18 protein-coding genes are annotated in these 21,559 nt (G+C 72.5%); 15 read left to right on the plus strand and 3 right to left on the minus strand.

From position 1 onward, the window contains the following. Window positions 1-45: 45 nt before the first annotated feature. From WMF11_RS14380 to uvrA, 4 genes are all read left to right on the plus strand, one after another. On the plus strand, window positions 46-438 hold the full coding sequence (locus WMF11_RS14380) for a hypothetical protein (RefSeq protein WP_437908956.1): 393 nt from the start codon (window positions 46-48) through the stop codon (window positions 436-438). 40 nt (window positions 439-478) lie between these two features. Then, the gene (locus WMF11_RS14385; RefSeq protein WP_437977854.1) at window positions 479-1,453 is read left to right on the plus strand and encodes a hypothetical protein; all 975 of its coding nucleotides are present in this window, start codon (window positions 479-481) and stop codon (window positions 1,451-1,453) included. Beyond that, window positions 1,447-2,037 carry a hypothetical protein gene (locus WMF11_RS14390; protein ID WP_437908958.1) on the plus strand — a complete coding sequence of 197 codons (591 nt, stop codon included), beginning with the start codon at window positions 1,447-1,449 and terminating at the stop codon, window positions 2,035-2,037. The genes WMF11_RS14385 and WMF11_RS14390 overlap by 7 nt, the downstream gene beginning before the upstream one ends. 84 nt (window positions 2,038-2,121) lie before the next feature. Further along, window positions 2,122-7,467 (plus strand): excinuclease ABC subunit UvrA, encoded by a 5,346-nt coding sequence (gene uvrA / locus WMF11_RS14395; protein WP_437977855.1) that lies wholly within the window; start codon window positions 2,122-2,124, stop codon window positions 7,465-7,467. Window positions 7,468-7,512: 45 nt separating this feature from the next. Here the strand turns inward: uvrA and WMF11_RS14400 are convergent, their stop codons facing one another. Next, window positions 7,513-7,716, minus strand: coding sequence for a hypothetical protein (locus tag WMF11_RS14400; RefSeq protein WP_012235204.1), 204 nt, complete (start codon window positions 7,714-7,716; stop codon window positions 7,513-7,515). 183 nt (window positions 7,717-7,899) lie between these two features. On the opposite strand from WMF11_RS14400, the gene WMF11_RS14405 reads away from it, so the two are divergent. After that, the gene (locus tag WMF11_RS14405) at window positions 7,900-8,361 is read left to right on the plus strand and encodes a hypothetical protein (protein ID WP_437977856.1); all 462 of its coding nucleotides are present in this window, start codon (window positions 7,900-7,902) and stop codon (window positions 8,359-8,361) included. 468 nt (window positions 8,362-8,829) lie between these two features. Here WMF11_RS14405 and WMF11_RS14410 read toward each other — a convergent pair whose 3' ends face one another. Continuing rightward, on the minus strand, window positions 8,830-10,899 hold the full coding sequence (locus WMF11_RS14410; protein WP_437977857.1) for a protein kinase domain-containing protein: 2,070 nt from the start codon (window positions 10,897-10,899) through the stop codon (window positions 8,830-8,832). A 326-nt stretch (window positions 10,900-11,225) separates the two neighbouring features. Here WMF11_RS14410 and nadC point away from each other — a divergent pair, with 326 nt between their 5' ends. The 3 genes from nadC to WMF11_RS14425 all read left to right on the plus strand — a co-directional run bounded on the left by nadC (window position 11,226) and on the right by WMF11_RS14425 (window position 13,668). Beyond that, window positions 11,226-12,077 (plus strand): carboxylating nicotinate-nucleotide diphosphorylase, encoded by an 852-nt coding sequence (gene nadC, locus WMF11_RS14415; RefSeq protein WP_437910985.1) that lies wholly within the window; start codon window positions 11,226-11,228, stop codon window positions 12,075-12,077. Next, window positions 12,074-12,895: a biotin--[acetyl-CoA-carboxylase] ligase gene (locus WMF11_RS14420; RefSeq protein WP_437908962.1), complete on the plus strand. Its 822-nt coding sequence runs from the start codon at window positions 12,074-12,076 to the stop codon at window positions 12,893-12,895. The genes nadC and WMF11_RS14420 overlap by 4 nt, the downstream gene beginning before the upstream one ends. Before the next feature lie 119 nt (window positions 12,896-13,014). Further along, window positions 13,015-13,668 carry a radical SAM protein gene (locus WMF11_RS14425; protein ID WP_437552405.1) on the plus strand — a complete coding sequence of 218 codons (654 nt, stop codon included), beginning with the start codon at window positions 13,015-13,017 and terminating at the stop codon, window positions 13,666-13,668. A gap of 62 nt (window positions 13,669-13,730) precedes the next feature. Here the strand turns inward: WMF11_RS14425 and fbp are convergent, their stop codons facing one another. Beyond that, window positions 13,731-14,774 carry a class 1 fructose-bisphosphatase gene (fbp, locus tag WMF11_RS14430; RefSeq protein ID WP_437977858.1) on the minus strand — a complete coding sequence of 348 codons (1,044 nt, stop codon included), beginning with the start codon at window positions 14,772-14,774 and terminating at the stop codon, window positions 13,731-13,733. Between the two features lie 309 nt (window positions 14,775-15,083). Between fbp and WMF11_RS14435 the strand changes: the two genes are divergently transcribed. The 7 genes from WMF11_RS14435 (at window position 15,084) to WMF11_RS14465 (ending at window position 21,389) form a co-directional block, all read left to right on the plus strand. Further along, on the plus strand, window positions 15,084-16,010 hold the full coding sequence (locus WMF11_RS14435; protein ID WP_437908965.1) for a class I fructose-bisphosphate aldolase: 927 nt from the start codon (window positions 15,084-15,086) through the stop codon (window positions 16,008-16,010). Between the two features lie 280 nt (window positions 16,011-16,290). After that, entirely contained in the window at window positions 16,291-17,775 is a 1,485-nt protein-coding gene (locus WMF11_RS14440; protein ID WP_437908966.1) for a leucyl aminopeptidase, read from the plus strand. A gap of 3 nt (window positions 17,776-17,778) precedes the next feature. Beyond that, on the plus strand, window positions 17,779-18,630 hold the full coding sequence (gene ttcA / locus WMF11_RS14445) for a tRNA 2-thiocytidine(32) synthetase TtcA (RefSeq protein ID WP_437908967.1): 852 nt from the start codon (window positions 17,779-17,781) through the stop codon (window positions 18,628-18,630). Window positions 18,631-18,639: 9 nt separating this feature from the next. Next, the gene (locus WMF11_RS14450) at window positions 18,640-19,482 is read left to right on the plus strand and encodes a hypothetical protein (RefSeq protein WP_437908968.1); all 843 of its coding nucleotides are present in this window, start codon (window positions 18,640-18,642) and stop codon (window positions 19,480-19,482) included. A 94-nt stretch (window positions 19,483-19,576) separates the two neighbouring features. After that, complete coding sequence (locus tag WMF11_RS14455) at window positions 19,577-19,759, plus strand: hypothetical protein (protein ID WP_157906650.1); 183 nt, start codon at window positions 19,577-19,579, stop codon at window positions 19,757-19,759. Window positions 19,760-19,863: 104 nt separating this feature from the next. After that, the gene (locus tag WMF11_RS14460; RefSeq protein ID WP_437977859.1) at window positions 19,864-20,739 is read left to right on the plus strand and encodes a foldase protein PrsA; all 876 of its coding nucleotides are present in this window, start codon (window positions 19,864-19,866) and stop codon (window positions 20,737-20,739) included. Further along, a complete protein-coding gene (locus WMF11_RS14465) occupies window positions 20,736-21,389 on the plus strand; it encodes a roadblock/LC7 domain-containing protein (RefSeq protein ID WP_437977860.1) in 654 nt (217 codons plus the stop codon). The genes WMF11_RS14460 and WMF11_RS14465 overlap by 4 nt, the downstream gene beginning before the upstream one ends. Window positions 21,390-21,559 lie beyond the last annotated feature (170 nt).

Raw genomic sequence — 21,559 nt, forward strand, 5'->3', positions numbered from 1 at the left:
TCCAATGGTCCTTTCGCACGACGTGCCGTCAGCCTGGAGGACTCAGTGAATCGCGGACTGCGCTTTTCGGCCTGGCTCGGGGCGATCGTGGTGAGCTCTGCGCTGATGCCCGGGTGCAGCTGCAGCTGCGGCGTCGCCACGGACTCCGGCACCGTGGACGGCGATGGCGGGTGGGGCGGCAGCGGGCAGGGCGGCGATGGGCACGGCGGCGGCGGGCAGGGCGGTGAGGGACAGGGCGGCAGCGGGCAGGGCGGCGGCGCGCCGACTCCCAGGCGCGTCGGGGCGACCGAGACGGTGACGGCTGGCGAGGTCGCGAGGAGCTCGCGCTACCGCATGGTGTTCACGCTCGGGCAGCCGACGCAGAACCAGGGGACGTCGACCTCACCCAAGGTGCGGATGCGAGGAGGGCTCATCGGAGCCGACGGGAGCTTGCCATGACGAGGAGCTGGCGATGAGGACGTCGATGATCGCGCGATGCATGACGGCATCCGCCCTGGCGGCGAGCGCGGTCGTGGTCGCGGGGACCGCGGCTGCGGCGGTCCCGGCGACCATCACCCACCAAGGCCGGCTCTACGACGAGCGCGATGTGCCCATCAGCGCGACGCTCGATGTCGTGTTCGCCCTTTACGACGAGCGCGACGCTTCGACGCCCCTGTGGAGCGAGGTCCACTCGATCACGTTCGAGGACGGCTTCTTCTCGGTGCGCCTCGGCGCGATCGTCCCGTTCGAGCAGGCGATCTTCGACGGTGCTGAGCGGTACCTCGGCATCACCGTGGGCGACGATGTCGAGCTGGAGCCGCGCGCGACGGTCGCGAGCGTGCCGTACGCGCTGCTCGCCGGCAATGTGAACGGCGACATCACGCCGACCTCGGTCACGGTCAACACCACGAGCGGCAACACGCTGGTGCTCGGCGAGCGCGGGATCATCGTGAACGGCGTCCTCGTGATCGACGAGAACGGCGAGTGGGTCGGCTCGCCGACGGGGCTTCAGGGTCCGCAGGGGCTGCCTGGACCGACGGGGCCGGAGGGGGGGTCGGTGCGACTGGGCCTGCGGGTGCTGCTGGTCCGACAGGGCCGGCCGGACCGATCGGGGAGATCGGGCCGACGGGCGCCGCAGGCCCCACCGGACCCGCGGGGCCGGAAGGCGGGGCTGGACCTAGGGGGCCGGAGGGCCCGGCAGGGCCCGCAGGGGCGGCAGGGCCCATGGGGCCAGAAGGCCCGGTGGGCGCAATCGGACCGGAGGGCCCGATGGGACCAGAAGGTCCGATGGGGCCAGAAGGCCCGGTGGGCGCGCTCGGACCGGAGGGTCCCATGGGACCAGCGGGCCCTACCGGTCCCATTGGGCCAGCGGGCTCTACCGGTCCGACAGGACCAGTGGGCCCTACCGGTCCGCAGGGGCCACGTGGGTTTACCGGCCCTGCTGGTCCGACCGGGCCCCAGGGGGTCGTGCTGACACTGACGGTCCAGGGTGTCGGCCCGCACACCGCGCTGCCGGCCGGGAGGCCTGTCGACTTTTTCGGGCCGACAGCATTGGTGGCGATCTCATCGACGAGCCAGTCGATCTATGCGACCGCGCATCGGTACCTGGGCACGGACGGCTCGCCTGCGGACAGCCTCAAGCTCTACATGTGCTACCAGCGGGTTCGTTCCGGGCCGTCTGGCCCGGTGCTCGACGAGGTCCAGGCGGTCGGCCTTGGTATGGCCGGCGGCCGTGTCCCCGCGGATACCCGCGTCCCCTTCGGGCTCAGCGCCGTCATCACCGGCCTCACCGCGGGCACCTACAACATCGGGATGTGCGGCCAGACCTTGAGCCCGAACTGGACCAGCAACGACTTACGGCTACCTCTCGATCCTCCTCGTCAACGGCTAGCCGCCGCGCCTGCCGGGCGCGCCCGCCGCGCTCGGCTTGCCGGGTCGCCCGAGCGCCGTGCGCACCCCTCGCCACGGACCGTGATAATTCGACGACGCAGAACGCAATGCCGCAGCACGCTGGGTCGGCATGCCGCCCACGTACGATCGTTCGCGACGATGGGCTGAAAGGGGGCTAAACACTCGCGGTTTTACACGCGGCCGTGTCCACTCCGGACGGCGTCCCCGCGGGTTCACCCTACCGCGCGTCCTATGCACTCGATCTGTCTCCGCGGCGCCCGCACGCACAACCTCCAGGGCATCGACCTCGATTTCCGGCCCGGCGAGCTCGTGGCCATCGCCGGCGTCTCGGGCGCTGGCAAATCGTCGCTCGCGCTCGACACGCTCTATTCCGAGGGACAGCGCCGGTTCGTCGAGAGCTTCAGCCCGTACGCTCGCCAGTTCCTCGAGCGGCTCGAGCGGCCGCCGATCGACGCGCTCGAGCCGGTGGCGGCCGGCGTCGCCGTCGATCGACGCGCGCCGGTCAAGAGCTCGCGGTCGACCGTCGCCACGATGGCCGACCTCGAACCGTATTTCTGCGCGCTCTTCGCGCGCGAGGCGGTGCCTGTCTGCCCGTCCTGCGAGGCGCCGGCCGCGCGGACCGACCCGGCGCGCGCGGCCGACCTCGCCGCGAGCGCGCACGAGGGGGCGACCGCGCTCGTCACGTACCCGATCGCGGTCGCCGGGACCGAGCGGTTCCTCGACGTGCGCGAGTCGTTGCTCGCCGCCGGCTACCGGCGCCTCCTCGTCCGCGGCGAGGCGCGCGACATCGACACCGTGGCGCCGTCCGAGGCGATGAGCGGCGCGGACAAGGTCGAGGTCATCGTCGATCGCGTCCGGGTCGCCCCCCGGGAGCGCCGGCGCCTCGGCGCCGCCATCGAGGAGGCATGGAAGGGCAGCGGGGGCGACGCCTCGCTCCACCTGCAGCGCAAGGCCGACGAGCAGGGCGGCCAGGGGGCGGGGCCCACGCGGCTCCGGCTCGTGCGCGGGCTCGCCTGCCCCTCGTGCGCGCGCGCCTTCGATCCGCCGCGCCCCGGGCTGTTCTCGTACCAGTCCCCCACCGGCGCGTGCCCCTCGTGCCGCGGCTTCGGCCGCACCCTCGGCATCGACTACGACAAGGTGATCCCGGACCCCTCGAAGTCGATCGCAGGCGGCGCGATCCGGCCCTGGAACGGCCGCTCGACGACGTGGGAGCGGAAGCTGCTCCGCGCGTTCTGCGAGCGGAAAGGCATCCGCACCGACAAGCCGTGGCGCGACCTCTCCGACGCGCAGCGCGCGCTCGTGCTCGAGGGGGAGGGCTCATGGACCCAGGGGAAGTACCCCGGCGTGAAGGCCTGGTTCCGCTGGCTCGAGACGCGCACTTACAAGATGCACGTCCGCGTGCTGCTCGCGCGCTACCGCACCTACGACGTGTGCGGCGCGTGCAACGGCAAGCGGCTCGCCCCCGAGTCGCTCCTCTACCGCGTCGGCGGCCTGGATCTCGCCGCGTGGCACGAGCTCGAGCTCCGCGACGCCCGCGCGCGCCTCGAGGCCGAGCGCCCGCAGACGGGCCAGGGGGAGATGGCGCGCCGCGAGCTCATCGCGCGGCTCGGGTACCTCGAGCGGGTCGGGCTGGGCTACCTCTCGCTCGCCCGCCAGGCGCGCACGCTCTCGGGCGGCGAGGCGCAGCGCGTCGCGCTCACCGCGGCGCTCGGCACGTCGCTGACGGGCGCGCTCTTCGTGCTCGACGAGCCGACGGTCGGCCTGCACCCGACGGACATCCCGCCGCTCATCGCGGCGATGCGCGAGCTCGCCGATCGCGGCAACGCCGTGCTCGTCATCGAGCACGAGCCGCTCGTCATCCGGGCGAGCGATCGCGTCGTCGAGCTCGGCCCCGGCGCGGGCAAGCAGGGCGGGCGCGTCACCTTCGACGGCCCGCCCGACGGGCTCGCCGCGCGCGGCCCGCTGCCGTCGGCGCGCGGGGAGCGCCGGGCGCCGAGCGGGAAGATCGCGATCCACGGCGCGCGCGAGAACAACCTCCGCGACGTCACGGTCGCCGTGCCGCTCGGCGTCGTCGTGGCGATCACGGGGCCGAGCGGCTCGGGCAAGAGCACGCTGGTGAACGACGTGCTCTACCGGCACATCGCGAGGGCGCGCGGCTACAAGGACGTCGAGGCGCCCGGCCTGTACAGGCGCATCGAGGGCACGGCCGACATCCGCACCGTCACGCTCGTCGACCAGGCGCCGCTGGGGCGCACCTCGCGGGGCAACCCTGCGACCTACACCGGCGCATGGAACCGCATCCGCGCGCTCTTCGCCGAGCAGCCGGAGGCGTCGGCGCGGGATCTCGGGCCCGGCCACTTCTCGTTCAACGTCGCGCTCGGGCGCTGCGAGGCGTGCGCGGGCGAGGGGAGCGAGACGATCGAGATGCAGTTCCTCGCCGACGTGTCGCTGACCTGCCCGACCTGCAAGGGCAAGCGGTTCCGCGACGAGGTGCTCGAGGTCAAGCTCGACGGCCGCTCGGTCGCCGACGTGCTCGACCTCTCGATCGACGAGGCGTTCGATGTCTTCGTGGGGCAGCCCGCGATCCGGCGGGCGCTCGCGCCGCTCAAGCAGCTCGGCCTCGGCTACCTCACGCTCGGCCAGCCGCTCTCGACGCTCTCCGGCGGCGAAGCGCAGCGGCTGAAGATCGCGCGCGCGCTCGGCGAGCCCTGCGCGGGCGCGCTCTTCCTCCTCGACGAGCCGAGCGCTGGCCTGCACCCCGCGGAGGTGACGCACCTCAACGCCGCGCTCTCCGTGCTCGTGGCCGAGGGCGCCTCCGTGATCGTCGTCGATCACGACCTCGACGTCATCGCCGCGGCGGACTGGGTCGTCGATCTCGGCCCGGGCGCGGGCAGCGAGGGCGGGAGCGTCGTCGCCGAGGGGACGCCCGAGGAGGTGGCCCGGACGGCGACGCGGACCGGCGTCTCGCTGGCCGAGTGGTTCGCGCAGCGGGGCGACGGCGGCGCTCGGCGCCCGCGTCGCGGCACGGCATCGGCCCCTGCCGCCCCGAAGCCCGGCAAGCGCGGCGGCGGCGTCGCGCGCGCGTCGCTCGACCGGGGTCGGATCGAGGTCGAGGGCGCCCGCGAGCACAACCTCGCCGAGGTCTCGACCGTGATCCCGCACGGCGAGATCGTCGTCATCACCGGCCCGAGCGGCTCTGGCAAGAGCACGCTCGCGTTCGACGTGGTCTTCGCCGAGGGCCAGCGGCGCTTCCTCGAGACCCTGACCCCCTACGCGCGCCAGTTCCTCCCCACGCTGCCGCGGCCGGACGTCGATCGCGTCACCGGCGTCCCCCCCTCGATCGCGCTCGAGCAGCGCACCACGCGCTCCGGCGCCAACTCGACCGTCGCGACCGTGACCGAGATCGCGCACTACCTGCGGCTGCTCTACGCCAAGGTCGGCGAGGCGCACTGCCCGGACTGCGACGTGCCGATCGAGGCGCGCTCGCCGGACGACGTCTACCGCTCGCTCGTCTCGACGCGCGGCGCGCGGACGCTGCTCGCCCCCGCCGTCGTGGCGCGCAAGGGGACGTACCTCGACGTGTTCACCGCCGCCGCCCGGGCCGGCATCACCCGCGCGCTGGCCGACGGCGAGCCGTGCGCGACCGACAGCCCTCCTCGCCTCGACAAGCGCCGCGAGCACTCGATCGACCTCGTGATGTACGAGGGGCGCATGGACGGCCTGGATCGCGCCGTCTTCGATCGCGCCCTCGCGTTCGGGCGGGGGGCGGTCAAGCTCGTCGGCGGCCGCGGCGGTGAGCAGCTGCTCTCCACGACGCGCACCTGCCCGCGCTGCGGCGTCGGTGTCCCGGAGCTCGATCCCCGCTGGTTCTCCTTCAACACGAAGCAGGGCCGGTGTGCGTCATGCGAGGGGACCGGCGCCTCGGACTTCGACGACGACGCGCTCGCGACGCCCGACCCGTGCGAGGCCTGCGGCGGCTCGCGCCTCGCGCCGATCCCGCGGGCGGTCCGGCTCGCGGGAGAGCGTTACCACCAGGCGTCGGGCCGCTCGGTCGCGGCCGCGGCCGCGTGGGCGAGGGGGCTACAGTTCACGGGCGACCGCGCGCTGATCGCCGAGGCGCCGCACAAGGAGCTCTGCCGCCGGCTCGACTTCGTCTGCGAGGTCGGCCTCGGCTACCTCACGCTCGATCGGCGCGCTGCCACCCTCTCGGGCGGCGAGATGCAGCGCCTGCGGCTCGCGGCGCAGCTCGGCAGCGGCCTCACCGGGGCGCTGTACGTCCTCGACGAGCCGACCATCGGCCTGCACCCGCGCGACACCGACCGGCTGCTCGGCAACCTCCGGCGGCTCGCCGGGATGGGCAGCACCGTGCTCATGGTGGAGCACGACGCCGACACGATCCGCGCGGCGGATCACCTGATCGACCTCGGCCCCTCGGGCGGGCGCAAAGGCGGCCGGATCGTCGCGGCGGGGCCGTCGCGCGCGGTGCTCGCGAACCCCGACTCGCCGACCGCCCGGGCGCTCGCCGGCGAGGATGCGCTGCTCAGCGCGCGCCCGGCGCGCCCTCCCGTGCGCGAGCACATCGAGCTCCTCGGCGCCCGCGCGCACAACCTCCAGGGGGACACTCTCCGGCTCCCCGCGGGCCGGATGACGGTGGTCGCCGGCGTGTCCGGCTCGGGGAAGAGCACGCTGATCCAGAAGGTGCTCTACCCCGCCGCGCGCCGCGCGCTGAAGCTGGAGGCGCCCGAGCCGGGCCCGCACAAGGCGCTGCGGCTGCCGAAGAGCATCCTGCGGGCGGTGGCCGTCGATCAGTCGCCCATCGGCCGGACGCCGCGCTCGATCCCCGCGACGTTCCTGGGCGTCTGGGACGAGGTCCGCAAGCTCTACGCTGCCTGCCCCGACGCGCAGGTGCGCGGCTACGGCCCTGCGCGGTTCTCCTTCAACACGGCCTCCGGCGGGCGGTGCCCCGCGTGCGAGGGGCAGGGCGTCATCGCGCACGAGATGTCGTTCTTGCCGGACGTGACCACGCCTTGCGAGGCGTGCGGCGGCGCGCGCTTCGAGCCGGCGACGCTCGACGTGCGCTACCTCGGTCTGTCCGTCGGCGAGCTCCTGGATCTCACCGCGGAGGAGGCTGTCGAGGTCTTCGCGTCCCACCCGAAGATCCGCGCCCCGCTCTCGACGATGTGCGATCTCGGCGTCGGTTATCTCCACATCGGCCAGGGGTCGCACACGCTCTCGGGCGGCGAAGCGCAGCGGCTCAAGCTCGCGGCGGAGCTGACGGCCGGCGCGCGGCCGAAGCCCACGCTCTATGTGCTCGATGAGCCCACGACCGGCCTGCATCTGGCGGACGTGACGCGCCTGGTCCGCGTGCTCGATCGCCTCGTCGAGCGCGGCGACACGCTGGTGATCATCGAGCACCACCCGGCGGTCATCGCGTGCGCGGATCACGTGGTCGAGCTCGGCCCGGAGGGCGGCGCCGGCGGTGGGCGCATCGTGGCGGAGGGCACCCCGCGGGAGGTGGCGCGTCAGCCGACGGCGACGGGCGAGGTGCTGAAGCGGATCTTCGCGAAGGCTACGTGAGCGGGCGCGCCGCGCGAACCGGCGCGCCGTCCCGGGGAGCGTGGCTCAGCCGCCGGCGCGCTTTGCGTACTGGTACGCGGTATAGGCGGAGATAAGGTGGCAGATCCAGCCGAGCCAGCCGCCCGAGCCGATCCACAGGCCTGGGGTGACGATCAGCCAGAAAATGCAGCGCAGGAACGCGCCGTTGTAGAGCTGCCCAACGCCCGGAATAAGGAACGAAAGCACTGCGGCGATCCCGGATTTGCTCATGGCATCGGAACCTGATCACCGTGACCGCCCTGTCAAGCGGGCTGGGGGAACCTGGGCATGGACCCGCCGCGCCGCGGCCAGCGGCACAGCGCGCGGTGCAGGAGGGCTCAGCGGCTGCCTGGTAGGACGATCCTTCGACGGCCCGTCGAGGACGTAGAAGGGGCCGGCGCAGGGGTCGTCCCCGTGGCGGTCGGCGCAGGGGTCGTCCCCGTGGCGGTCGGCGCAGGGGTCGTCCCCGTGGCGGTCGGCGCAGGGGTCGTCCCCGTGGCGGTCGGCGCAGGGGTCGTCGCCGTCGGCTTGGGTTGCGCTTGCGCCGTCGGCTTCGGGGCCGCCACGGGGGCAGGCGCGGGCGGCTCCGGTGCGGTCGCCGCGGGTGTGGCGGCCGTCGGAGGGGGAGGCGCCGGATCGCCGGCGACCGACGCGGGCGCCGGGGGCGCCTCGATGGGCGTCAGCGCTGCAGCATCTTCGGATGACCCTCGGCTGCGCATCACGAAGAAGACGGTCGTCAGCCCGCCGATGACCACGAACGCGCCGATCCCGATCAGCGCGAGCGTCGCGCCGGAGCTCTTCGCGCGAGGCCGCGCGGGGATCGGCGCCGGGTACAGCGCGCCGCTGCCCGGCGGCTGGGGAGCGCCGCCGGCGTGAAACCCCGGCGCTCCGGCGACCCCGGGGCCACCTGGGGCCCCGAACGGCGCGCCGCCGTACGGGCTGGGAGGCTGGGGCGGCTGCCCGTAAGCGCCTCCTCCAGGTGGCCCGCCGTAATTCGCTGTCGCACCGGGCCCGTACGGACCCGGTGCACCAGGTGGCGGCGCGCCGTACGGGCCAGCGGGAGCGCCGTACGGGCCGGGCATTCCGGGAGGCGCGCTGTTGGTCCCGCCTTCGACGAGGGTCCGCGGGACGGCTGCGCCAGCGGCGCTCGGATCGTGCGGCGCGGTGCCGGGCGGCACGGGAAAGGCGCCCTGCGGCGAGTTGGGCCCTGCGAGCGGAGGCTCGCCGGGCACGGTCTTGCCAGGGCCGTACATGCCGCTCGGGGGCGCAGGCCATCCCGGCGGCGGACCGCTATTCTGGTTGCTCATCGAGATCGCATCCTACCTACCGTACGCGCCTGGCGCGTCAGTTGTTGGGTACGATGATCACGCGCCGTCGAGGCCTGTCCGACGGCGTGGTGGTGGTCGGGCTCGTCGTCGGCGGGCTCGTCGTCGGCGGGCTCGTCGTGTTCGGCTGGGGGTTGGCCGGCGGCTGTGCGCTGGTCGGCGCGGGGAACGGGAACGGCGGCAGCGTCGACGGGATGACCCAGGGAAGCTGGGGGATGATCGTCGTCCCGCTGGGGCGTGTCGTCGGCGCCGTCGTGGTCGGCGGCGCCGTCGTGCTCGGCGTCGCCGGCGGCTTCGCCGTCGTGGTCGGCCGGGGCTGCGGCTTGGCGACCACGGGCGGCTCGACGGGAGGTGGCGTCACCGCCGGGGGAGTCACGGCGGGGGGCGTCGTCGCGGGCGGGCTAGGATCCGAAGGCACCGTGTTGGCCGGCTGGAAAGTCGGCAGGGCCGGCGCCACGTCGGCCTGCTCCTTCCGGCTCAGCTCGTTGGCGATGTACAGACCGCCGACGACGGCCCCCGTGATCCCCGTGGCGAGCAGCAGGATGGCGAACAGCGAAGTCCCGCCTCGCGCGGGTCGCTGCGCGCCGTGCGCCGAGGCGCTCTGCGAGATCCTCGGCAGCGGATCCATCGGCGCCGTCCCAGGGATGTAGCCCTGCGCGCCGCCGCCATACGCGCCGCCATACCCGGGCGCTGGGCCGCCGTTGAATCCGCCACCCGGGGCCGCGCTCCGGTCCATGAACGGCGCGCCTCCGACCGCCGTCCCTCCCGGGCGTGGCGACGCATCGAAGGGCCCCGGCTCGTGGCTCGTGGCGGGCACCCCCTGGGGGAGAGCGTAGGGGGCGGCGCTCACGGTCGCCGGCTGCGCGATCTGGGGATAGCCCCCTTGGGCGAAGTACGGGCCGGAGGAGGGCTCCGGCCTCGGCGTGAACCCTGGCGCTGACGCCGAGGGACCTCGGGCATCCGAGGAGAAGCCGCCCATGGGGGTCGAGGGCCCGAGGCCTCCCGGGGGGCCGCTGGACGCGTGCTGCGCGCCGCCGTCCTCCGGCGGAATCGTCTTGGGAACGGAGCTGGCGCGACCGTCCCCCATCGCGTTGGTCGCGGGCGCCGCCGCGGAAGGCGCGAGCATCCCGGGCGCCGCGAGGGCTGCCGCCAGGGCGGCCCCGGATGACCGCGCCAGGCTGACCTCGGACGGCGCGGGGGTGAGCGCCGACGGGGCGCGGGCGGCTCGGGCGAACGGCTCCAGGGCGCTGCGGAACTCGGCGGTGGTCGCGAAGCGATCCGGCGGCGAGGCCGCCATGGCGCGGTGGACGGCGGCGCAGAGGCCGGGCGCGAGCTCCGGCGCCAGGTCGGAGAGCCGCGAGATCTGGCCCGAAAGGTAGGCTCCCGCGATCTGCTGGGGCTCATCGCCGCCGACCGGCCGGCGGCCAGCCAGCATCTCGAAGATGATGACGCCCAGCGAGAAGATGTCGGCGCGCGCGTCCACGGAGTCCGCGGAGTAGGCCTGCTCGGGCGCCATGTACTCGGGGGTGCCCATGATCACGCCGGGGCGCGTCAACCCGCGATCGAGCTCCCCCGTGACCTTCAGCTTGGCGATGCCGAAGTCGAGCAGCTTGATGAGCGGCTCTCCCTTGGCGGACTTCGTGATGATCACGTTGTCCGGCTTGAGGTCCCGGTGGACGACGCCCGCGCGATGGGCGGCCTCGACGCCCTCGAGCATCTGCATCGTGTACTCGAGCGCGTCGGGGTACCCGAGGCGGATGCCTGCCCGGTAGAGCTCCTCGTACAGGGTCTGGAGCGTCTTTCCCTCCAGGTACTCCATCACGATGAACGCCAGGCCGGACGCCGTCTGGTCGACGTCGCTGACGCGAACCACGTGCGCGCTCTGGATCTGCGCGGAGACGCGCGCCTCCTGAAGGAAGCGCTGCACCAGGCCGGAGCGGCGGGACAGCTCGGGGTGGAGAAACTTGAGGGCGACCGTCGTCCCCAGCACCTCGTGGCGGGCTTCGTAGACGCTCCCCATGCCGCCATCGCCGATGAGGCGCACGAGTCGGTACTTGTTGTTGATGACCTGGCCTGCCTGCGGACGCATCGATCTCCGTTGAGGGCGCTGGAGTTGCTCGGAGAGTCTCACAGGCTGGTAGACGAACGTCAGCCCCATTTGTGCGACACAGCGTCGCGATGATCGCGATCCGCCCTGCTTTTCGGCGCAGCGAGCCCCAACCATTTCCGCCGGCGTCCCGTCCAGGGCGCCCATAAGGCTGAGGTCGCACGCTCCGGGGTGCACGTGCCACCACAAGGATGTGCGATGACGCGATGCGTCGTCGTGGCTCGTGTGGGCGCGACAGCGCTGATGCGCGCGTGCGGGACCGAGTATACCTGGGAGCGCCGCGTGGGAGCGGCGCCGAGGAGATGCCCGTGCTGGCTGCGCCGTTGCTCGATGCCCTGATCGATCGCTCTCTGGAGGAAGACCTCGCGGGAGGCGATCTCACCACCGAGGCTTGTGTCGAGGCCTCCGCGCGCGCGACGGCGAAGGCGGTCGCGCGCAAGCCGCTCGTCGCGTGCGGGGGCGACGTGTTCCTGCGCGTCTTTCAGCGCCTGGATCGGCAGGTGGAGGGCGAGGTGCTCGTCGCGGACGGCACCGCGGTCGGCGTCGGCACGGTGCTGTGGACGGTGCGCGGTCGCGCGCGCTCGCTCCTCAGCGCGGAGCGCACCGCGCTCAACCTCGCGCAGCGGATGAGCGGCGTCGCCTCCGAGGCGCGTCGCTACGCCGAGGCGATCCCGGCTGGGTCGAGCGTGCGCATCACCGACACCCGCAAGACGACGCCCGGTCTCCGCGGGCTGGAGCGCTACGCGGTGCGCGTGGGCGGCGCGCACAACCACCGCGACAGCCTCGGGAGCGCCGTGCTCATCAAGGACAACCACATCGTCGCGGCGGGCGGCATCGCGACCGCCATCGCTCGTGCGCGGGCGCGCGCCCCGCACACGACGAAGGTCGAGGTCGAGGTGGCCTCGCTGCAGGAGCTCGATCAGGCGCTGGCCGCCGGCGCCGACATCATCATGCTCGACAACTTCACGCTGGCCGACGTCAAGGCCGCGTCCGCGCGCGTGCGGTCGGCGCCGTACGGCCGGCCTCTCCTCGAGGTCTCCGGCGGCATCACGCTGGAGCGCATCCCCGAGCTCGTCGCGGCGGGCATCGACGTCATCAGCGTCGGGGCGCTGACGCATTCGGCGCGCGCGGCCGACATCGCGCTCGATCTCTCGCTGTGAGGCGGCTCGACGGGGAGGCGATAGAGCGCGAGCTCTCGCGGCTGGGCGCGTCGTTCGGGCGGCCGCTCGCCGTGGCGGCCGAGACCGCGTCGACGAACGACGACGCGCGGAGCGCGGCCGCGGACGGCGCGCCGCACGGGGCTGCGTTCCTTGCCGACGCGCAGACCCAGGGTCGGGGGCGCGGCGGGCGCTCCTGGCACTCTCCGCCCGGCGAGAACCTCTACCTGTCGGTGGTGTTGCGCCCGAGCCTGCCGGCGAGCCGAGTGGCCCCCATCGCGCTCGTCATGGGGCTGGCCGTCGCGTCCGTCATCGAGCGACGGCTCGCGCCTCTTCCGCCCCGCGGCGCGTCGGGCGGCGGCTCCGTCGTCGAGGTGCGGCTCAAGTGGCCCAACGACGTGCTCGCCGGGGGCCGCAAGCTGGCGGGGATCCTCGTCGAGGCCCAGCTGCGCGGCGAGTCGGTGAGCAGCGTGATCGTCGGCGTCGGGCTCAACGTCCATGCGTCGAGCTTCCCGCCGGATCTGTCGGCGCGGGCCACGTCGCTCGCGATGCTCGGGATCGACGACGTCCCGCGCGAGCGCCTCGCCGCGGAGCTGCTCCAGGCGATCGGCGACGCGGCGGCGAGGTTCGAGGCAGGAGAGCTCGCGCCCTTCGCGGAGGATCTCGCCCGGATGGACTGGCTGCGCGGCCGCCGCGTCGAGGTCGCCGGCGTGGTCGGCGTCGCGGCGGGGATCGATCCGGAGGGGCACCTGCTGGTCCGCGGCGCGGACGGCATCCTCCGGGCGGTGGCGGCGGGCGAGGTCAGCGTCATCTCCAGCTGAGCGCCCCGCGCCGCTTGCATTGCGCGCTCGGCGCGGCCAAAGCTCCCGCCCCACCTCGCGGTCGCCGGCCGGCGTGGCGCCGCCGAGGCCGACCGAGGCTCCTCGGAGGCGTCGCTTCCTTGAAAGAAGACACCCTCGTCGTCCACGAAATCTACGCCAGCGTGCAGGGCGAATCGACGTTCGCCGGGCTGCCGTGCACCTTCGTCCGGCTCACCGGGTGCAACCTGCGCTGCGCCTGGTGCGACACGTCGCAGGCCTTCTATGGCGGCAAGCGGATCCGCCGCGGCGACGTCCTGGAGCGCGCGCTCGCCCTCGGCACGCCGCTCGTCGAGCTCACGGGGGGCGAGCCTCTCCTTCAGCCCGGGTCGTTCCCGCTCCTCGCGGAGCTCTGCGACGCGGGCCGGACGGTCCTCGTCGAGACCAGCGGCGAGGCAGACGTCTCGCGCGTCGATCCGCGCGTGCACAAGATCATGGACCTGAAGGCGCCTGGCTCGGGGGAATCCCACCGGAACCGCTGGTCGAACCTGGATCACCTGACGCCGCGCGACGAGATCAAGTTCGTGCTCGCCGATCGGGCGGACTATGCGTGGATGCGGGACACCATCCGCGAGCGGCGCCTCGACGCGCGCGGCGTGACGCTGCTCGCCTCATGCGTGTGGGGCAAGCTGTCGCCGAAGGAGCTCGTCCAGTGGGTGCTCGACGATGGCCTCCGCGTCCGGGTGCAGGTCCAGCTCCACAAGGTGATCTGGGGAGCCGACGCGCAGGGGGTCTGACCCGCGGGTCGCCCCCGCGCTGCGGCTCGTGCCGGTGAGGGCGGCGCCCTTCTCTCGCAGCCTCAGCGCTCGCCGCGCGCAAACTGCTCGAAATCTTCGACGTCGCGGGGCGAGCCGAGGACGAGCGGCACGCGCTCGTGGAGCGACCTCGGGACCCTGTCGAGGATGCGCTCGGCCCCGGTGCTCGCCTTTCCGCCTGCGGCCTCGAAGATGAACGCGAACGGGTTCGCCTCGTAGAGCAGCCGAAGCTTGCCCTGGCCGCCTCGATCGGCGGGGTACGCGAAAATGCCGCCCTTGAGCAGCGTCCGGTGTGCGTCCGCGACCAGCGAGCCCACGTAGCGCGCGCCGTACGGCCGCCCCTCGTGCTTGCTGTCCTCCTTGATCCACGCGTTCCAGCGGCGCACGTCCTCCGGCCATCGCGCGCTGTGGCCTTCGTTGATGGAGTACGTCGAGCCGCGCTCGGGGATCCGGATGTTCTCGTGAGAGAGAAAGAACTCTCCTACGGTCGGGTCGTAGGTGAAGCCGTGCACGCCGCCGAGGCCGGTCGTGATGACGAGCAGCGTCGACGAGCCGTAGAGCACGTAGCCGGCCGCGACCAGATCGCGGCCGGGGCGAAGGAAGTCCGAGGGATCGGCGCCCATCTTGGCGTCGCTCTTCCGGAGCACACCGAAGATCGTGCCGATCGAGATGTTCACGTCGATGTTGGACGAGCCGTCGAGCGGGTCCACGACGACGATGTACTTCGCTCGTGGGTCCGTGGAGAGGAGCCTCATTTCACCGAGCTCCTCGCTCACCACGGCCGCGCAGTGCCCGCGCCTTCCGAGCACGCTGAGCAGCGTCTCGTTGGCGACCTCGTCGAGCTTCTGCACGACCTCGCCCTGGACGTTGGTCTGTCCCGTGTATCCGAGGACGTTGGCGAGGCCGGCCCGCCGGACCTTGGACGTCACGAGCTTCGCCACCAGGCCGAGCTGGTTCAGGAGGGAGGTGAACGCCCCTGTCGCCGCGGGGAACCCGAGCATTCCTTCGAGGATGTATGTCTCGAGCGTGATCCCGATGCGTGACGGCGCCTCCGGCGGCTTCCAGCTCAGATCCCGTTGGTCCGACATGATCCCTCCGCGTTGTCGGCGAGGACGTTACCGCCCCGCCACGTGCTCGCGCTCGCGTCCGCCGCTGTGGCCCCGAGGGCGGACCGGCGCAGTTTCGAGAATTGCGTATCCGATGGCTTCGTACAACATCCTCGGGGCGCTGGACCGCCCGCGCGTTGGGCTCGATACGTTCGTCCAAGTCCTGAAGATGCGGCCCGAGTCCGCTCGCCCGAGCACCCTGACACGGCGCCGCGGGCATGACGGGGTGGGTTCACGCCCCGGGCGGGCCACGCGCTTCCTGGCGCAGCAGCACCTTCGACGGAGTGATTCATGGCGCTCACCACCCGTGTAGAGCAGATCCTCTCCTGGTACACCTCCGAGAACCCAGGCACGCTGACGAACCTCGTCCGGCTGCTCACCCATGGCGCGCTCGCGGGCACCGGAAAGATGGTGATCCTGCCGGTGGACCAGGGCTTCGAGCACGGTCCAGTGCGATCGTTCGCTCCGAACCCCGAGGCCTACGACCCCGATTACCACTTTCAGCTCGCGATCGACGCCGGGTGCAACGCCTACGCGGCGCCGCTCGGATCGCTGGAGGCTGGCGCGGCCAGGTTCGCGGGGCAGGTGCCCCTGATCCTGAAGCTGAACAACAGCGACACGCTGGCGAAGGTGGAGCAGCCCGTGTCGGCGGTGACCGGCTCGGTCGAGGACGCGCTCCGCCTCGGCTGCGTCGGCGTCGGCTACACCATCTACCCCGGGTCCGGCGCGAGAAACAGGATGTACGAGGACCTTCGCGAGATCGCCCTCGAGGCCAAGCGCAGGGGCCTGGTCGTCATCGTCTGGAGCTATCCGCGCGGCGCCGGACTGTCGAAGCAGGGCGAGACGGCCATCGATGTCTGCTCCTATGCGGCGACGATTGCCGCCCAGCTCGGCGCACACATCATCAAGGTCAAGCCGCCGACCGCTCATATCGAGCAGGAGGAGGCGAGAAAGATGTACGAGAAATACAACATTCCCATCCAGACGCTCGCCGACCGGACCCGGCACGTCGTGCAGGCGACGTTCGGCGGCAAGCGCGTGGTGATCTTCTCTGGCGGCGAGTCCAAGGCGACCGACGCCGTCCTGGAGGAGGTGCGCGAGATGGCCGCAGGCGGGTCCTTCGGGTCGATCATGGGGCGGAATGCGTTCCAGCGCCCTCGCGTCGAGGCGCTTCGGCTCCTCGCCGACGTGATCCAGATCTACGGGTCGGCGCGCTGACGCCCCTCCATCCGGCGCTCGGGGCGGGCCGGCTCGGACCCGCAGTCCGGTGGGCAGCGTCGCGCGAGGCGCTCCGACGGCGGGCCGCCGAGCGCGGAGCCTGCGCGGAGCCGTGCGGAACCGCGCAGGGCTGCGCGGGGCTGCGCGCCTGGGAGCGCGAGCGCTCTCCCGCCCGCACCTCGGGCCGACCGCCTGCGGGCATCGTCCACGTCGACGGGGTTAGCCCTTCGTGTTTAGATGCCGCGCTGGACCCCTCCACATCCCGGGCTCAGGAGACCGCATGCCGATCAAAGTGAACCTCGCCTCGTCCGACCCGCTGAGCATCGCCGTCGACGTCGTCGTCATCGGCGTGCCTGAAGGCGCTTCGACGGGTGAGGGCGTGCTGGCGAGGCTCGTGGCGGCGCTGGGCGAGTCGGTGACTCACCAGGTCAAGCGTGACGACTTCACGGGGAAGAGGGATCAGAGCATCGATTTCGCGACGCACGGCGCGTTGAAGCCCGGCCGGGTGCTCTTGCTCGGGCTCGGGTCGGGCAAGGTCACCGACGTCGAGTGCAGGCTGCTCGCGGCGAGGGGGGCGCGCTTCGCGAACGGCGTGCGCGCCGAGAGCATCGCGGTCGTCGTGCCTCCCGGCGTCGAGCGCGCGGAGCGGGCCGCCGCGGAGGGGCTCGTGCTCGGGGCCTACCGGTTCACCCGCTACTTCACGGGCGATCGTCTGCCCAAGGTCGCGCTCTCCCGCGGCACCGTGGTCATCGAGGGCAAGGTGGGCAAGGCGGCGCGCGATGCCGTCGCGCTCGGCCAGCACGTCGGCGAGGCGATCTGCGTCGCGCGCGACCTCGTCAACGAGCCGCCCAACGAGGTTTATCCGGAGGCGCTCGCGCGTGTCGCGGTGGACGTGGGCAAGCAGCACGGGCTCAAGGTGACGGTGCTCGACAAGGCCGCGCTCACCAAGCGGGGCATGAAGCTCATCATGGCGGTGGGGCAGGGGAGCGCGCGGGATCCCCGGCTGGTCCACATGATCTACGCTCCTCCCGGGAAGCCGAAGGGGAAGCTGGTCTTCGTGGGCAAGGGGCTCACCTTCGACAGCGGCGGGCTCTGCATCAAGCCAGCTCCGGGCATGGAAGAAATGAAGGGCGACATGGGCGGCGCCGCGAACGTGATCGCGCTGATGGCCGCCGTCGCGGCCGCCAAGCCGAACGTCGAGGTGCACGGCGTCATCGGCGCGGCAGAGAACATGCCCGACGGCGCGGCATACCGGCCCGGCGACATCTTCGGCTCTCTGGACGGCAGGACGGTGGAGATCATCAACACCGACGCAGAGGGGCGCCTGGTCCTCGCCGACTGCCTCGCCTATGCGCGCGCGCTGAAGCCGGACCTCATCGTCGACAACGCGACCCTCACGGGCGCGTGCGTCGTGGCCCTCGGGCCGACCGTGTCCGGCTTCTTCTCGAACCGCGAGGAGCTCGCGGAGCGCCTGCGGAGCGCCGCGAAGGCCGCGGGCGAGTCGATGTGGCAGCTCCCCCTCATCGAAGAGCTCCGCGACGGCCTCAAGAGCGACTGGGCCGACATCAAGCACACGGCCGACCGCTGGGGAGGGGCCATCACCGCGGCCTTGTTCCTGCGCGAGTTCGTGGGGGATGTCCCCTGGGTCCACGTGGATATCGCTGGCCCATCCATGGCGAACAAGCCGTACGGCATCTTCTCCAAGGGCGGGACGGGCCACGGCGTGCTTACCTTCCTCCGCCTCATCGAAGGCTTCACCGGCTAAACCGTGCAACTCCGCCGCAAGCTCGCGCGCGCCATGGGGCGCGCCATCACCGACTTCGACATGATCGCCGACGGCGATCGGATCCTCTGTGCTGTCTCGGGGGGCAAGGACAGCTACGCGATGCACGCGCTGCTCGTCGACCTCGCGCGGCGCGCGCCGGTCCGGTTCAGCGTGATCGCGGTCAACATCGACCAGGGGCACCCTGGCTACCCGGGACACCTCCTCACCGACTACATGGCGGCGGGCGGCCACGAGTTCCGGATGATCTCCGAGGACACCTACTCGATCGTCACCGAGAAGATCCCCGAGAACAAGACGTACTGCTCCCTCTGTTCCCGCCTGCGCCGGGGCATCCTGTACCGCATCGCGCGCGAGCTCGGCTGCTCGAAGATCGCCCTCGGCCACCACCGTGACGACGCCGTGACGACGCTGCTCCTGAACCTAATCTTCGCGGGGCAGCTGAAATCGATGCCGCCGAAGCTCATCTCCGACGACGGCGACAACATCGTGATCCGTCCGCTGATCTACTGCGCCGAGGCCGAGCTCGCCGCGTTCGCCGCGGAGGAGCGGTTCCCGATCATCCCCTGCGACCTGTGCGGGTCCCAGGACAACCTCCAGCGCAAGGCGGTGAGCCAGCTCCTCGCGGATCTCGACGCGCGCCACCCCGGAACGCGGCAGAACATGCTCGCAGCCCTCGGCAATGTGCGCCCGAGCCACCTCTTTGACACGGGCCTTTGGAAGCGGCTCGGGCTCGAGGTCGCCCGGGAAGAGGGGAGCGCAGGCGACGAGGCGGGCGTGGGTGCGCCAGCGCCGGACGTGCTGCCCGTGGGCAACCTCCTGAGAAACCTGGCCTAGCGCTCGCTCATGAGCACGGATGCCCCCGGCGCCATCTCGATCGGCGCTCCGCGCGAAGAGGAGTCCACCGCGTCGGCCTCCGTCGGTCGCGGCGGTGCGTTGACGCGCGGGGTCGACGGGGCGTCAGGCTCGGACCACCCGGAGGCGCCGCTGCCGGGGGCGGCGCGCTTCGACCTGGGTCCGGGCGGCGGGCGCGCCCCGCAGGCGTTGCTCGCCGCGGTCGTCGCCTGGATGATCACGGTCGCGCCCGCGGGTTTCGGTCGTGGCGCGCCCGTATTCGCTAGCATCGCCGCCACGCTCGCCTTCCTGTGCGGCGTCGCTGCGCCGCTGCTCGCCCCCACGCACCGCCGGGTCGCCCGGCACCTCGGCATCTCCGTCTTCCTCGCGCTGGTCACGCTGACCTGGCTGCTGGCTTCTCCTTCCCTTCAGCCATCCCGCCTCGACCCGGTCCGCGCGGCGATCGGCGCGATCGCCTGGGGTATCTTCGCGCTTTCCTGGCGCGATCGCTGGGATGTGCGGCGCCAGCCGGAGCCGGAGCCAGACGCCCCGCTCCTGCAGGCCCGAGCCCACCTCCCTCCGCTCGCGACGGCGATCGTCGCCTTCGGGGCGCTCGTGAGCCTCGCGATCCTCGTGCTCGCCTGGCGCATCCGGGACCCGGAGCGCGCCCTCTTGGCCCAGGCCGTCGCGGTGGCCTGCGCTGTCGCGCTGATCACGGCGGCGTCCGGCGTCGCGGTGGCTCGTGGCCGCCGGCACACGGGCGGCGGACGGCGGCTCCCCCACCGAGCCGTTCGGCACCTGGTGGTCCTCATCGTCTTTGCGGTCCTGGGGGCGGTGGCGATGACGCTGCGGTGAGCGGCGGCGCGGCCGTGGCCTCCCGGCTGCCGCCGCTCCCTGGTGTCCCCGCATCCCCGCCGGTTCCTCACCAAATCGCGTTACACTCATGGGCGTGTCCCGCGCAGTCGATGTGTTCGCGGTTCTGCTCCTCGTCGCCGCAGCGTTCTCCTTTGCCTTCGGGGTTCACGCGCTCGGTGATCGCCAGGATTTCAAGGCGATCTACCTCCTCGTGATCGGCGGCCTCTCGCTCAAGGCGTCCACGGAGATCCTTCGTCCCCGCGGGGGTAGCGCGTGAGCCCTGGGCGCCGAACGATCGCGGCCATCGTGTGTCTGTGCGCGTGCGCGGCCTGGGCTGCTCTATCGACGTCCGCGAGGGGGGCGGCGCCGCTGCCTCCCGACGTGGCGGCTCGCGTGGGCGCGAGCGACGTCGCCGTCGACTCGGTAGCGCGCATCGCGGCGGCGCAGCAGATCCCGCCTGCGCAGGCCCGGGACGCGGCGGTCCGCGACGCGCTCTGGGCCGCCGAGGCACGAGCCCGCGGCCTCGACCAGGAGCCCGACGTGCGGCGCGAGATCAGCCTGGTGCTCGCCCGTCGCATGCTCCACCGCCTGAAAGAGGAGGCGGCGAACGCAGGACCGGTGACCGACGAAGAGCTCCGCGTCGCCACCGAGCGCCACTGGCTCGATCTCGATCGTCCCGAGGGGTACCGCACCGTGCACGCCGTCGTGAAGCTCTCGGAAGACGCTGGCGAGGCCACCCGTGACAAGGCGAAGGCGATCGCCGACGCCATCCGGACCGCCGTCTTGTCTTCGCGCGAGGTCGCTCAGCGCACCGAGCCGCCCCGCGCCGCGGGGACGCCGCAACCGCCCCCCGATCCGGCTGCAGAGGCGTTCATCAGCGCCGCGAAGGGCGTCCCTGCCGACGGCCTCGAGGTCGTGGCGCAGGCGCTCGCGCCGGTGACGGAGGCGGGCCGCGTGCTCACGCCGGAGCCGCAGCAGTTTGACCCCACCTTCTCCCGCGCGGCCGCGTCCCTGGTCGCGCGCGGAGATCTCACCGCACCGGTCACATCGGCCTTCGGCGTGCATGTCATCATGCTCCTCGAGCGCATCCCGGCGCAGGTGGTGCCTGTCGAGGAGCGACGCGGCCTGGTGCGCGACGAGGTCGTGGCGGACCGCGCGCGCGCCGCCCAGGCAAGGTTCCTCGAGGTGGCACGGCGCGAGCCGAAGATCGCGGGGGCCGTCGATGCGTTGCTCGAGCTCGTGCGGATCGAGCCATGACCACATCGCGCAACGGAGGGCGCAACCGGATCCGACGCCGGCTTCCACGTGACCAGGCGCCGTCCTCTTTCACGTCGATCCTCGAGGATCTCCTGTGCGCGATCCCGGGCGCGCACGCTGCCGCGCTCGTGGATTTCGAGGGGGAGACGATCGACTACGCCGGCGGGCTCGACCCCTACGATGTGAAGGTGACCGCGGCCCACTGGCAGATCGTGCTGGCCGAGGTCGCAGGCACGCGCCTGGGGGTGTCGCGCCAGATCACGGTGCGCGCCCACCGCAAGAGCTACATCGTGCGCCAGCTGCAACCGGAGTACGCCTTGGTCCTGGTGCTGCACCCGCGGGCGGCCTTTGCCGCGTCCCACCGCGCGCTGCAGGAGGCCGAGGCGCGGCTCTGCGCCGAGGCCGGCTGGAGCACGTCGCGCACCACGCGGTGGTACTGCGTCGACGTCGAGACCGAGGCCTCGGATCGCGGGCGCCCCGCCCGCCTCCGCGGCGCAGGTGGCTGGCAGCCCGTCGAGGTGATGGGCTCGATGGTGGGCCTCGGGCCGCGCGAGAAAGGCTTCCGGATCCGTCTGCCGAGCGGCGCGGAGATGCTGCTCATCCGCGAGCGCATGGGCCGCTGGTTCGCAGACGAGCACCCGGAGACCTGAACGTCAGCACGAGCGAGGCGGCGCGCAGCGGCGCAGGCGACGGACCGAGAAGCGGGCCCGGGTACTGAAAGCCCCGAGGAACAAGGCAGACTCTGCCGGAGAGAACAGGTCGGAAAAATCCTGTTGACCTGGCCGGTCTCCTGAGTATCCTCCGCGCTCCCTGGTTGCCA

Origin of the sequence: Sorangium sp. So ce295 (assembly GCF_051527405.1) — a bacterium.
Classification (GTDB): Bacteria; Myxococcota_A; Polyangia; order Polyangiales; family Polyangiaceae; genus Sorangium; species Sorangium cellulosum_B.